Here is a 13918-nt window from a genome sequence, read left to right on the forward strand (position 1 = left end):
GGTGCGCCGCGCACACTGCGCGCCTTCCTTCCCTCCGGAGCCGGCCATGATCCGTGGCATTCCCCTCGCCCTGCTGGCGCTGACCCTCGGTGCCTTCGCCATCGGCACCACCGAGTTCGTCATCGTCGGCCTGATTCCCACCATTGCCGCCGACCTTCAGGTCAGCCTGCCCTCGGCCGGCCTGCTGGTCTCGCTGTATGCCCTCGGCGTGGCCATCGGTGCGCCGGTGCTGACCGCGCTCACCGGCCGCGTACCGCGCAAGTCGCTGCTGGTGGCGCTGATGGTGCTGTTCACCCTCGGCAACGTCATCGCCTTCCTGGCGCCGGGCTACACCTCGCTGATCGTCGCCCGCATCCTCACCGGCCTCGCCCACGGTGTGTTCTTCTCGATCGGTTCGATCATCGCCACCGCGGTGGTGCCGAAGGAGAAGGCCGCCAGCGCGATCGCCATCATGTTCACCGGCCTCACCGTGGCGCTGGTGACCGGTGTACCGCTGGGCACCTTCATCGGCCAGCACCTGGGCTGGCGCGCCACCTTCCTGGCGGTGGCCGCGCTGGGCGTGATCGCCCTGCTCGGCGCGCTGCTGTTCGTGCCGCGCAGCGTGCCGCAGAGTGCGCCGGCCAGCTTCCGCCAGCAGCTGGCCGTACTCGCCCAACCCCGCCTGCTGCTGGTCTATGCGATGACCGCGCTGGGCTACGGCGGCACCTTCCTGGCCTTCACCTATCTGGCGCCGATCCTGCAGGACGTCACTGGTTTCTCGGCAAACGCAGTCAGCCTGGTGCTGCTGGTGTACGGCGTGTCGGTGGCGATCGGCAACCTGTGGGGCGGGCGCATGGCCGACCGCATGGGCCCGGTGCCCGCACTGAAGCGCATCTTCGCCCTGTTGGCCGTCGTGCTGTTCGTGCTCACCTTCACCGCCTACAACACCTGGCTGATGCTGCTGACGGTACTGGCACTGGGTGCGGTGGCGTTCGGCAACGTGCCCGGCCTGCAGGTGTATGTGGTCAAGCAGGCTCAGCGCTATGCGCCGCAGGCCACCGACGTCGCATCGGGGCTGAACATCGCCGCCTTCAACATCGGCATCGCGCTGGGCGCCTCGCTCGGCGGCCTGGTGGTGGAGAACATCGGCCTGATGCACACGCCGTGGCTGGGCGCGCTGGTGGTGGTGGGTGCGTATGCATTGACCGTGCTCAGCGGCCGCCTGGACCGCCGCGACGGCATCGATGACCGCGCCGATGGCATCGCCGTGGCCACGCATTGAGATAGGTCATGCCCTGCCGGTACGGTGGTGCAATGCACCGTTGCCGGCACGCATGCGGCCACTGGCCTACCCTTTGCTGGATATTCGCATCCCTCCCCTCTGCTGGAGCTCCCCATGACTGTCCCCGCCTTCGGTCTCGGCACCTTCCGCCTGAAAGACCAGACCGTGATCGACTCGGTGCGCAACGCGCTGGATGTCGGCTACCGCGCCATCGATACCGCGCAGATCTACGGCAATGAAGCCGAGGTCGGCCAGGCCATCGCCGATTCCGGCGTGCCGCGCGAAGAGATCTACCTGACCACCAAGGTCTGGATCACCGCGTTCAAGCGCGAAGCGCTGCTGGCCAGCCTGCGTACCAGTCTGGAAAAGCTGCGCACCGACCACGTCGATCTGGCACTGATCCACTGGCCGTCGCCGAACGACAAGGTCGACGTGCCGATGGAGGAGTACCTGACCGCACTGGCCGAGGCCAAGGCACAGGGCCTGACGAAGGCGATCGGCATCTCCAACTTCACCATCGCCCAGACCCGCAAGGCCATCGAGATCCTTGGCGCCGATGCCATCGCCACCAACCAGATCGAGATCCATCCCTACCTGCAGAACCGCCTGCTGGTGAAGTTCCTGCAGGACAACGGCATCCACATCACTGCCTACATGAGCCTGGCCTATGGCGAGGTGATCAAGGACCCGGTGATCCAGGCCATTGCCGGCCGTCACCAGGCCACTCCGGCGCAGATCGCGCTGGCCTGGGCGCTGCAGCAGGGCTTCTCGGTGATCCCGTCGTCGACCAAGCGCGAGAACCTGTCGAGCAACCTGGAAGCGGCAGCGATCCGCCTGACCGACGAAGACATGGCGCAGATCGCCAAGCTGGACCGTGGCCATCGCCTGGCGAATCCGGAAGGGATTGCACCCGCCTGGGATTGATCCCGACCGCGGTTGCGGATCGGAATCGGTAGGTGCCGCCCTTGGTCGGCACTGACCTCTGATGGATCATTGAAACACCGTGCGGACCAAGGTCCGCACCCACCAGAAGCGGCTTTGGCCTAGCCCTGCAGCAACCACCCGCGCATCGCCACACTGACCTCGTCCGGCTTCTCCATCGGGGCCAGGTGCCCGCAGTCCGGCACCACCACCAGCTGCGAGTGCGGCACCAGGGCGTGCATTTCCTCGCTGACCGCGAGTGGCGTAATGCGGTCGTTGGCCCCGCAGATGATCAACAGCGGATCGCGGTAGCCAGCCAGCACGTCATGGCCGTCACGGCGTTCCAGCGCACTCTGGCGCAGGAACACGTCCGCGCCCAGGCGGGCGGTCATGTCACGCACACGTTGCACCAGCACGTAATCATCCAGCCGCGAGGCATCGATGTAGCTGCGCATCAGCACATCGCCGAAGCCATGGAACTTGCCGGGCAGGCGCACGCTGGCGCGCTGGCTGCGGCGCTGTTCGGCACGTTCCGGTGAATCGGCGTGGATCGAGGTATCGACCAGCGCCAGCTGCAGCACGCGTTCCGGCGCGATGCGCAGGATCTGCTGGGCGACGAAGCCACCCAGCGAGAAACCGGCGAGGGCGAAGCGTTCCGGCGCCTGCGCCAGCACGTCCTCGGCCACCGCCTGCAGGGTCTCGCCGCGAGTCTGGTCGCCTACCGTGCAATCGGCGATGTCGGCCAGATCGGCCAACTGCGCGCGCCACAGTTCGGCATCGTTGAGCAGGCCAGGCAGCAGCAGCAGGGGGATACGGTCGGTCATGCGGGTATTGTCGCGCCGGTGCGGTGGCAAGGACATGCCGTGGCTGGCCCTGTGCGTTGCAGAACCGGCCCAGCAGCGCGACGACACGCTAGGATGCAGCCCTCGACCCTACCCGTTCCAAGGATGCGGCCATGGCAGACCCCTACAACAGCGGCAACCCGACGACCTCGCTGACACGTTTCGACGATTCACTGGTCACCACCGCCTTCGAGTTGCCCGGCCATCGCGTGGTGCGCAACCTGGGCGTGGTGCGCGGCATCACCGTGCGCTCGCGCTCGATCGTCGGCAATTTCCTCGGCGGCATCCAGACCCTGTTCGGTGGCAACATCACCATCTACACCGAGCTGTGCGAACAGGCCCGCGAGGAAACCTACCGCGACATGGTCAAGCACGCGCGGCAGCTGGGCGCCAACGCGATCATCGGCATGCGCTACGACGCCACCGATGTGATGACCGGGCTGACCGAAGTGCTGTGCTACGGCACGGCAGTGGTGGTGGAACCGATGCGGTAGCCTGGTCGTAGAGTCGAGCTTGCTCGACTGCTTTCGATGGCAACAGTCGAGCGAGCTCGACTCTACAGCGGTGCCGCCGGCACCTCGACCTGCTGCACCGGCAGGGTCACCATCATCACCGTCGGGTCATCCGGGTCCAGCTTCGTCTTGAAGCCCAGGCTCTGGCACATCGCCAGCATGGTGCTGTTCTCGCGCAGTACCTGGCCCTCGACCACGTCCAGGCCCAGCCACTTGGCGTACTCGATCATGATCGCCATCAGCCGCCAGCCGATGCCGTGCCCCTTCAGGTCCGAGCGGATCAGGATGCCGTACTCGCCACGGTGGTAATCGGCATCGGCGTGCAGGCGCACCGCGCCGAGCATTTCGCCACTGCGCGGTTCGATCGCCACCAGTGCGATCGAGCGTGCGTAATCGAGCTGGGTCAGGCGCGCGATGAACTCGTGGCTGAAGTGCTTCACCGACTGGAAGAAGCGCAGGCGCAGGTCCTCGTCGCTGACGCGGGCGAAGAACGCACGGAACAACGCGTCATCCTCCGGCCGCACCGGACGCACGAAGGCGCGGCCGCCATCGGACAGTTCGATGGTGCGCTCCCACTCCTTCGGGTACGGGAACACCGAAAAACGCGGATGGCCACGGCCCTTGTGCAGGATGCGCGACGGCGCCACCGCCACGCGTGCGTCGAGGGCGAGGATGCCCTTGCCGTCGACCAGCAGCGGATTGATGTCCAGCGTACGCACTTCGGGAATGTCGGCGGCCAGCTGCGCCAGCTTGACCAGCGCCAACGCCAGTGCGCGCTCGTCGGCGGCAGGCACATCGCCATAGGCCTTGAGGATGCGCGAGGCGCGGGTCTGGCCGATCAGCTCGTGGGCCAGGCGCAGGTCCAGCGGCGGCAGCGCCAACGCCTTGTCATTGATCACTTCAACCGCGGTACCGCCACGGCCGACCACGATCACCGGGCCGAACGTCGCGTCATCGGCAATGCCGACGATCAACTCGCGCGCCTTCGGGCGAACGATGGTCGGCTGCACCAGCAGGCCATCGATGCGCGCATCCGGCCGCAGCTGGCGTGCGCGCGACAGGATCGCGTTGGCCGCGCTCTGCACCGCCGGCAGCGTGGACAGGTTCAGGCGCACGCCGTCCACTTCCGACTTGTGCGGAATGTCCGGGGACAGGATCTTCAGCGCCACGCTGGCGCCACGCTCCAGCAACGGCTGCGCCAGGTCCATTGCCTCGTGCGCATCGCGCGCGTGCATCACCGGCGCGGAGGGAATGCCGTAGGCCTTGAGCAGTTCGTGGGTGGCCAACGGGTCCAGCCATTGCTGGCCGTTGGCCAATGCCGCATCGACCAGCGCGCGTGCGGCCGCAGCGTCGACACTGAAGTCCTGCGGCAGGCTGGGTGGTGTTTCCATCAGGGCGTTCTGTGCTTCGCGGTAACGCACCAGATGCTGGAAGCCGCGCACCGCTTCGGCCTCGGTCGGATAGGTCGGCACCCGTGCCGCGTTGAGCGTGGCGGTGGCCTGGTCATCGTTGCCCAGCCACACCGCGAATACCGGCTTGTCGCGGTGATGGCGCGGGCGCAGTCCGAGCGTGCGGGTAAGCGCCTGTGCGGCGTCTGCGGATGAAGTGAATGCGGTCGGCACGTTGACCACCATCACCGCATCATTCTCGTTGTCAGCCAGCAGCGCCTCGATGGCGGCGGCATAGCGGTCACCATCGGCGTCGACCACGATGTCGACCGGGTTGCTGCGCGACCAGCCCTGCGGCAGCACGGCGTCGAGTTTCTCGACCGTGCTGTCGGACAGGTTGGCCAGCGTGCCACGCAGTGCAATGAGCTGGTCCACGGCCAGGCGGCCGACACCGCCACCATTGCTGAGAATGGCCAGGCGACGACCGGGGAAGGTCCCCAACCGGCCCAGCGATTCGGCGGCCGTGAACAGTTCGTCCAGCGCGCCCACGCGCAGCAGGCCGGCGCGGTTGAACGCGGCGCCATACACGTCGTCGGCGCGGGCCAGGGCCTGCACATGGGTATCGCGGCTGCCCGGCTGCACGCGCTCGGCGCGGCCGGACTTCACCACCACCACCGGCTTGGCGCGGGCGGCGGCACGCGCGGCCGACATGAACTTGCGCGCATCCTTGATCTGCTCGACGTAGAGCAGGATGGCGCGGGTGCGGTAGTCGGTGGCGAAGTAGTCGAGCAGGTCACCGAAGTCGACGTCCATCGTGTCGCCCAGCGAGACCACCGCGGAAAACCCGACCGAGCGGGCCACGCCCCACTCCACCAGCGCGGCGGCAATGGCCGAGGATTCGGAGATCAACGCAAGATCACCGGCCTGCGGGAAGTGCGCGGCGATGCTGGCATTGAGCCGTGCGTGCGGTGCAATCACACCCAGGCAGTGTGGGCCGAGGATGCGCAGGCCATGCTTGCGCGCCACCGCCTCCACCTGCGCCGACAGCGAGCCCGGGCCTTCACCCAGGTGCGCGGTGAGGATGATTGCCGCCTGCACGCCGCGTTCGGCAGCGGTGCGCACCACCTGCGGCACGATCGACGCCGGCGCAGTGATCACCACCAGATCCGGCACCCAGTCCAGGTCCTTCAGCCGCTTCACGGTGCGGATGCCATCAATTTCGGCATGCCGCGGGTTGATCCACGCCACCTTGCCGGGGAAGCCGGTGCCGCGCAGGTTGCGCATCACCGCACGTCCGGCCGAGCGCTGACGCGGGCTGCCGCCGATCACCGCGACCGACTGCGGACGGAACACGGACTGCAGGTGGTAGGTACTCATGCGCCTACGGTAACCAAATTCCATGGCGATGGGGTCAGATCCCTTCCCCAGGAAAGGGATCTGACCCTTGCGTGACCCTTGCGTGTCGACCAAGGTCGGCAACTACCGGAGCACGCTGCTTCAGGGGTCCGAGCCCTTCGCTGCGCGAAGGGATCCGACCCAGTAAACGACCCCGGCCTACAACAGCGTGCCGTGCAGGATCATCGCGGCGATGCTGAAATAGATCACCAGCCCGGTCACGTCCACCAGCGTGGCCACGAACGGGGCCGAGGCACTGGCCGGGTCGAAGCCGAGCCGCTTCAGGATGAACGGCAGCATCGATCCGGACAGCGAGCCGAACGTGACGATGCCGACCAGCGCCGCACCGATGGTGATCGCCAGCAGGATCCAGTGCTCGCCGTAGTCATGCAGGCCACCCAGCTGCCAGATGACGATGCGCACGATGGCCAGGCAGCCGAGGATCGCGCCCAGCACCATGCCGGTGGGCACTTCGCGCAGGGCCACCTTCCACCAGTCGCGCAGGCGCAGTTCGCGCAGCGCCAGGCTGCGGATCAGCAGCGAGGTGGCCTGCGAACCGGAGTTGCCGCCCGAACTCATGATGAGCGGAATGAACAGGGTCAGCACCACCGCGCGCGCCAGTTCGTCTTCATAGTGCTGCATCGCGCTGGCGGTCAGCATCTCGCCCAGGAACAGCACGCTCAGCCAGCCGGCGCGCTTGCGCAGCATCTCGAAGAAGCCGATCTGCATGTACGGCTTGTCCAGTGCTTCCATGCCGCCGAACTTGTGCGCGTCCTCGGTGGATTCCTCGATCAGCGCATCGAGCACGTCGTCCACGGTGACGATGCCGAGCATCTGCTGCTGCGCATCGACCACCGGGATCGCCAGCAGGTCGTGGCGACGGATCAGCCGTGCCACTTCTTCCTGGTCCATCAGTGCGTCCACCGTCACCGGTGGATTGACCTGGGCCACGTCCAGGATCGACTCCTCCGGCAGGCCGGTGATCAGCCGGCGCATGGTCACCACCTGCTGCAGCTGCTGGCTGTCCGGGTCCAGCACGTAGATCGCGTACACCGTTTCACGGGTGCGCTCGACCTGGCGGATGTGCTGCAGGGTCTGCGCCACGGTCCAGCTGGCGGGTACCGCCACGTACTCGGTGGTCATCAGCGCGCCGGCGGTGTTCGGCGGGTAGCTGAGCAGCTTCTGGATGGCCTGGCGGGCGTCGGTGCCCAGCAGCGGGATCAACCGCGCGCGTTCTTCCTCATCCAGCTCATGGACGATGTCGGTGGCGCGGTCGTCGGCCATCAAGCCGAGCAGGGCGGCAGCGCGCGCCGGCGGCAGCGCAGCCACCAGTTCGCCGCTGCGGTGCAGTTCCGGCGCTTCCAGCATTTTCACTGCACGCGGCAACGGCAGCGCAGCCAGCGTTTCCGCGGCGCGGGTCAATTCCAGCGTGTTGAGGAATTCCACCGCATCGGCGGTGTTGAAGTTCGCCAGCGGCGCGGCCAGTGCGGCGGCATCGGCCACCGGGCGCAGCAATTGCTTCTGGTTCATCGGGTTTGCCTTGTGGGGTGCGACCTCGCGCAACGCCAACGCAGGCAAACCGTCCCGATGTCAGGCGGTGGCCATCGCTGGCGTCGAACGAGGTCGACTTCTACTGTCGCTGGACATGGGTTGGGGACTCCGGGATGCGTGTGCCGACGGACGCGCCGCCAGCGGCGGGCAGTCTGGACCCGTGGACCATGCAGGTCAACCCGGTCCCGCCGCGGCAGCACCCTGCCCGCAGGTTGTTCTCGTGCGTACACAGGCCGGCGCGCATAATGGCGCGGTGGTGTTCGCCACGCTTTTCCCCCACCCGAACGGACGCACAGCGGCTCCCCCGATGACCAGGTATTCCCATGCATAGCGGTGGTCTGGAACTGGCGCTGGTGCTGCTGCTGGCGGCAGTCATCGCCGTGCCGGTGTTCAAGAAGTTCGGTTTCGGCGCGGTGCTGGGCTACCTGGCGGCCGGTGTGGTGCTGGGCCCGGACGGGCTGGGCTTCGTGCAGGACGCCGACCGCATCCTCGGCGCCGCCGAGATCGGCGTGGTGATGCTGCTGTTCGTGATCGGCCTGGAGCTGTCGCCGGCACGCCTGAAGGTGATGCGGCGCTCGGTGTTCGGCGCCGGTGCGGCACAGGTGGCGCTGTCCGGGCTGGTGCTGGGCGGCCTGCTGCTGCTCGACCATTTCCAGTGGAAAAGCGCACTGGTGGTGGGCGTGGCACTGGCGCTGTCGTCCACGGCGGTGGGCCTGCAGCTGCTGTCCGAGCACAAGGCGATCAACAGCGACCACGGCCGGTTGGGCTTTGCCATCCTGCTGTTCCAGGACCTGATCGCGATCCCGCTGCTGGCGGCCATCCCGCTGCTGGGCGGGGTCAAGAACGAGACCCTGCGCTGGGAAGATGCGGCCGTGGCGCTGGGTGCGCTGGCGGTGGTGATCCTGTGCGGACGACCGGTGCTGCGCAAGGTGTTCAGCATCATTGCGCGCACCCGCAGCCCGGAAGTATTCACTGCCACCGCCCTGCTGGTGGTGCTGGGCACCGCCTGGTTCATGCAGGAAGCCGGCCTCAGCCCCAGCCTCGGCGCGTTCCTGGCCGGCGTGCTGCTGTCCGATTCGGAGTTCCGGCATGAGCTGGAAGCGCAGATCGAGCCGTTCAAGGGGCTGCTGCTGGGCCTGTTCTTCATCGCGGTGGGCATGGGCATCGACCTGGACCGCATCGCCGCCGAGCCGTGGCTGATCGCCGCAGGTGTCGGCATCCTGCTGGTGGTCAAGTTCAGCCTGCTCTACGCGGTTGGACGTGTCGCCCGGCTCAGCTCGCGGCAATCGCTGCTGCTGGGCAGCGTCCTGTGGCTGGGCGGTGAGTTCGCCTTCGTGGTGTTCAACGAGGCACAGCGCGCGCACCTGCTGGGCAACGCCAACCACGACCGGCTGGTGGCGATCGTCGGCCTGTCGATGGCGATCACGCCGCTGTTGATGATCGCGCTGCTGAAACTGCTCGGCCAGGAGAAAGCCACTCCGCGCGAGCCGGCCGAGGCCGACAAGGTGGCGCCGGACAACCGGCCCAAGGTGCTGATCGCCGGCATGGGCCGCTTCGGCCAGGTGATCGCGCGCCTGCTGACCGCGCAGAAGGTGCCGTTCGTGGCGCTGGAGGCGAACCCGGATACCGTGGCCGACCTGCGCCGATTCGGTAACCAGCTGTATTACGGCGACCCGACCCGGCCGGAGATGCTGCGCGCGGCCGGGGGCGAGCACATCGATGTGTTCGTGATCACCGTGGATGACCCGGAAACCAACCTGCGCGCGGTGCGCATGGTGCGCCGGCTGTACCCGGACGCGACGGTGCTGGCGCGTGCACGCAACCGCCAGCATGCGTGGCGCCTGATGGACATGTCGGCCGAGCCGTTCCGCGAAGTGTTCGGCACCAGCCTGGAGATGAGCGGCCGCGTGCTGACCGCGCTGGGCGTGGCACCGGACGTGGCCGAGCGCCACGTGCAGCGCTTCCGCGAGCACGATGAGCAGCTGCTGCGCGACCAGTACCTGGTGTACGACGACGAGGCAGCGGTGATCCAGACCTCGCGCGACGCACGCAACGACCTGATGCATCTGTTCGAGGCCGACGCGGAAAGCGACGGCAAGTAGGCGTGCCGACCAACGGTCGGCACCCACCACGGATTGCAGTAGTGCCGGCCGCTGGCCGGCAATCTCGCGTCCCCGGGGTGTCATGAGGCTGCCGGCCAGCGGCCGGCACTACCCACTGCGGATTCCAGCAGTGGATCCACGCTATGCGTGGATGACGCGATGCCGGGGTCAGAGCCCTTTCCGTGGGAAAGGGATCCGACCCCGGTGCTCAACCGTTGTCGCGCAGGAACCGCGCCATCGACGAGACACCCGGCACGCGCGGTTCGAACTCGCCGGCCACGTCGATGAAGCCACGCATCACCGCGATCTCGCGCGGGCTGCGGTTGAGGCTGTCGCGCGCCTCCGGATCGGCACCAGCGCGCAGCAGGCGCTGCACCAGCAGCGGCAGGCCGTGCAGGGCCGCGAGGTGCAGCGGTCCGAAGCCGCGCGGATCACGCACCTCAAGGCTCACGTCTTCGTCCAGCAGGCGTTCCACTGCGGCCATCACCACCTGTTCGTCGCAGGCGGTGCCGGGCTCGGCGCGTGCGCCCAGCAGCAGCAGCAGCGGCGTGACCGAACCAGCCGCGGCCTGGTCCGGTTCGGCACCGGCCAGCAGCAGGGTGTCGAGCAGGGCGAGCAGGCGCGAGCGGTCGCGGGCACTGAAGCCATACAGCGCGGCACAGTGCAGTGGGCCCAGCTGCTGGGCATCACCGGCGTGCACGTCGGCACCGGCGGTGAGCAGGCGCGCAACGATGTCCGGCAGGCCCAGCGCGGACGCCAGCATCAGCACGGTCACTCCGCCCGGCAGGCGGTGTTCCAGCTTGGCGCCAGCGTCGAGCAGGGCCGAGACGATGTCCACCTGGCGCATGCTGACCGCCGCCGACAGCGGCGTGGCACCACTGGCCGCTGCGTGCTGCGGATCAGCGCCACGCGCCAGCAACAGGTCGGTCACCGCCAGATGGCCACCACCGGCGGCGCGCAGCAGCGCGGTGCAGCCCTGCGCATCAACCGCATCGACGGCGAAGCCCAGATCGATCAGGCGGCGCACCGCGTCGACGTCACCGGCCATTGCGGCGGCCGGCAGATCGGACTCGCGCAGGGTGCGGCGCGGCAACGGCCACACCCGCCAGTCCAGCCAGTCGGCCAGGTCGCGGCGACCAATCGACAGCGCCACGCCCAGCGGCGTCTGGCCATCGGCGGCGCGTGCTTCCGGCGAGGCACCGTGCTGCACCAGCAGCTTCAGCGCGCCTTCGCGGGCCAATGCGGTGGCCAGATGCAATGCCGTCATGCCATGGCTGTCGCGCGCTTCGCGATCGACGCCCGCCTTGAGCAGCGCCTGCTGCAGGCGCAGCCAGCCCAGGCGCACCGCCAGCGACAACGGCGGATCACCAGCCGGCGAAGCCGCGAACGGATCGGCGCCACGCTCCAGCAATTCCAGCGCCAGCTGTTCCAGGCCACGGGCGGCCTGGTCGTGCTGCGCACAGGCCGCCAGGAAGCGCGCCAGGCCACCGCGTCCGGCCGGTGACAAGCCACGCTGCAACATCACCTGCAACGCCGGCACTGCATCAATGCCGCGCGACAGCAACGCGAACATCGGCGTATCGGAACAGGCGTCACGCACATAGGGGTCGGCGCCGTGGCCCAGCAGCCAATCCACCGCGCGCGGCTCCAGCGCCAGCTCGGGGTCGAGCAGCAGACCGCCCAGTTCTTCCGGCTGGCACAGCTTGGCCAGCGCGGCCATGCCTTCGGTGTTGCCGAAGCCCAGCGCTTCGCGCAGCAGGGTCAGCGGCGGACGGTCCGGCAGCAGGCCGCTGGCACTGGCGGCTTCGCCACGCTCGGCCAGGCCGTCACTGACCGCGGCCGGCAACGGATAGGACGGATCCAGCAGGGCGACAATCGCCCAGCGCCCGGCTTCGGCAGCGTAGTCCACTGCACGGCGACCGACCGGATCGGTCGCGTCGGCGGCGATGCCCAGCTCCACCAGGCGCTTGACCAGCAACGGCGAGACATCCTCTGCCATCACCGCCAGCTGCACTGCGTTGCGCCCTTCGCCGTCGACGGCAACCAGGTCCGGCTTGTGCGGCAGCAAGTGTTCGACCACCGCGGCACGCCCGGCACGGGCGGCTTCCAGCCAGGGTGTACGCCCCAGTGCATCGCGTGCTTCCAGGTTGGCACCGGCGGCCAGCAGCACGCCGATGATTTCAACGTGGCCGGCCAGCGCCGCCTCGTGCAGCGCGCTGCGGCGCTGGCGATCACGCGCGTCGGCACGCGCCTTGTGCTTGAGCAGCAGCTGCACGCCAGCCGGATCGTCGTCTTCGGTGGCGGCGGCGGCCAGCAGCACCGGAGTGCCCTCTGCCGGTTCGCTGCGCGCACCGCGTTCGAGCAGGAAGCGGGCCAGGCGCCAGTTGCCGACCTGGCAGGCCACGGCCAGCGGCGACCAGCCCTCGTTGTTCAGCGCATCGACTTCGGCGGCGGCATCGCGCAGCAGCGCGGCCACGCCTGGGTCGGAACTGCGCGCGGCATGGTGCAGCGGGGTGTTGCCATCGCTGTCGGTGGCACGCGAATCGGCACCGTTGGCGAGCAGGGTCATCACGGCTTCGGGGCGGCCATGCCAGCTGTCGCGGGTGGCGGCCAGCAGCGGGGTCATGCCCCGGTGCGGCGCGTTCACGTCAACGCCGCGGGCAATCAGTTCGCGCAGCAGGCGCAGGTCCGGCAGCACCGCCGCCAGCACCGCCAGGCTGCGCTGGTCGCGCCAGTTCGGGTCGGGCAGCGCATACGGATCGGCGCCGGCCTGCAGCAGCTGCAGGCCGCGGTCGATGCGGCCGTGGCGGGCGGCTTCATACAGGGCCGGGGTCAACTCCTGCGGTGCCATCGCCTCCAGCGGCGCGGTCTCGGCCGCGGCAGCGAACATCGGTTCGTGTTCTGCGCAGGACGTCGCCATCGGGCTGGGTCGCAACGACACCAGCGGCGCCGGCGCGACCCGCTGCAGCAGCAGGTGCAGCACGGGAGACACCACCACCACGGCCAGCGCAGCGGGCCAGCGCGCGCTCTCCGGCAGCAGTCCGGGCCAGGCCGGCAGCACCACCAGCGCGGCCAGCGCGATCACCAGCGCCGCCACGCCGAGACCGCGCCAGGCGGTCAGGTCGCGACCGGCCAGCGCCTGCCAATGATGGGCCAGGCGGCCATCAAGCCGTTCGACATCGTTCCACAACGGCCAGGTGCGCCAGGCAGCGAGCAGGCCGGCACTGACCAGCACGCTCAGGCCCAGCACCGCCGCAAGGCTGCCGCTGTCACGCAGCGCCGCCAGCGGCCAGGCCAGCAGCAGCGCCAGCAGCAGCGGTGCGGCCGCCCACAGTGCCAGCAGCGCCGGCAGGTCCTGGCGTGCAACCACCTTCAGCGGCAGCAGCGCACGGCTGCGCCGCCACCACGATACGCCCAGCGCGAACGCCGGTTGCGCCAGGGCGGCGAGGATGGCACCGGCAACGCCGCCCACGGCAGCACCCAGTGCCAGCAAGGCGCCCACGGCGAAGGCGATCGACAGGGCGCGCGGACGGGAGACGTCAGTCATAGTGGCGCGGCATCAGGCTGGCCACCGACGGCGGCACCTGCAGGTAGAACCCGCGCTCGCTCATGTCACTGCGAACCTTGTCCGGGTCGGCCTGGGCCAGGCGACGCTGGGCATCCAGGGCCACGTCCAGGACGAAGGTGAGCGCACCCAGCGAGGTGAGCAGCGGCGCAGGCAGCGCGCTGAAATCATCGCGTCGGGGAACGTAGACGTAGGTGTCAGGCTTGAGTTGGCTTTTATAGACGTAGGCGTGCATGTCCGCGGGACGATAACCCGGGAAGAGCCATGATTGTGTCGGAAAGCCGACACCGGGGAAAGCCGTCGGCCGACGATGGCGGCGTGATCGACGGCGTTTCCCCGACGGGGTTCAGCAATGTGGCGGCGGCGTTCAGGCAACGCCGC

Annotated in this window: 9 protein-coding genes; 4 read left to right on the forward strand and 5 right to left on the reverse strand. The window is 68.7% G+C overall.

The genetic code is table 11. The annotated features are described in order from the left end of the window. Window positions 1-46 precede the first annotated feature (46 nt). Window positions 47-1261 (forward strand): MFS transporter, encoded by a 1215-nt coding sequence (locus AC5P68_RS12135; RefSeq protein WP_005411585.1) that lies wholly within the window; start codon window positions 47-49, stop codon window positions 1259-1261. 114 nt (window positions 1262-1375) lie between these two features. Next, a complete protein-coding gene (gene dkgB / locus AC5P68_RS12140) occupies window positions 1376-2185 on the forward strand; it encodes a 2,5-didehydrogluconate reductase DkgB (RefSeq protein WP_495217072.1) in 810 nt (269 codons plus the stop codon). A gap of 119 nt (window positions 2186-2304) precedes the next feature. Here the strand turns inward: dkgB and AC5P68_RS12145 are convergent, their stop codons facing one another. Beyond that, window positions 2305-3006: an alpha/beta fold hydrolase gene (locus AC5P68_RS12145; protein ID WP_033833843.1), complete on the reverse strand. Its 702-nt coding sequence runs from the start codon at window positions 3004-3006 to the stop codon at window positions 2305-2307. A 131-nt stretch (window positions 3007-3137) separates the two neighbouring features. Here AC5P68_RS12145 and AC5P68_RS12150 point away from each other — a divergent pair, with 131 nt between their 5' ends. Next, window positions 3138-3518, forward strand: a complete 381-nt coding sequence (locus AC5P68_RS12150) for a YbjQ family protein (protein WP_033833807.1) — start codon at window positions 3138-3140, stop codon at window positions 3516-3518. 62 nt (window positions 3519-3580) lie between these two features. Here the strand turns inward: AC5P68_RS12150 and AC5P68_RS12155 are convergent, their stop codons facing one another. After that, window positions 3581-6301: a bifunctional acetate--CoA ligase family protein/GNAT family N-acetyltransferase gene (locus tag AC5P68_RS12155; protein ID WP_033833808.1), complete on the reverse strand. Its 2721-nt coding sequence runs from the start codon at window positions 6299-6301 to the stop codon at window positions 3581-3583. A 177-nt stretch (window positions 6302-6478) separates the two neighbouring features. Then, window positions 6479-7849, reverse strand: coding sequence for a magnesium transporter (gene mgtE / locus AC5P68_RS12160; RefSeq protein ID WP_049403655.1), 1371 nt, complete (start codon window positions 7847-7849; stop codon window positions 6479-6481). A gap of 344 nt (window positions 7850-8193) precedes the next feature. Between mgtE and AC5P68_RS12165 the strand changes: the two genes are divergently transcribed. After that, window positions 8194-9972, forward strand: coding sequence for a monovalent cation:proton antiporter-2 (CPA2) family protein (locus AC5P68_RS12165; RefSeq protein WP_005411591.1), 1779 nt, complete (start codon window positions 8194-8196; stop codon window positions 9970-9972). Between the two features lie 208 nt (window positions 9973-10180). Here AC5P68_RS12165 and AC5P68_RS12170 read toward each other — a convergent pair whose 3' ends face one another. Both AC5P68_RS12170 and AC5P68_RS12175 read right to left on the reverse strand, forming a co-directional pair. After that, window positions 10181-13519: an ankyrin repeat domain-containing protein gene (locus tag AC5P68_RS12170; protein ID WP_049433072.1), complete on the reverse strand. Its 3339-nt coding sequence runs from the start codon at window positions 13517-13519 to the stop codon at window positions 10181-10183. Beyond that, the gene (locus tag AC5P68_RS12175; RefSeq protein WP_005411593.1) at window positions 13512-13772 is read right to left on the reverse strand and encodes a YcgL domain-containing protein; all 261 of its coding nucleotides are present in this window, start codon (window positions 13770-13772) and stop codon (window positions 13512-13514) included. The genes AC5P68_RS12170 and AC5P68_RS12175 overlap by 8 nt, the downstream gene beginning before the upstream one ends. Window positions 13773-13918: the final 146 nt, after the last annotated feature.

The organism is Stenotrophomonas sp. YJH_SMC_58, assembly GCF_059369635.1.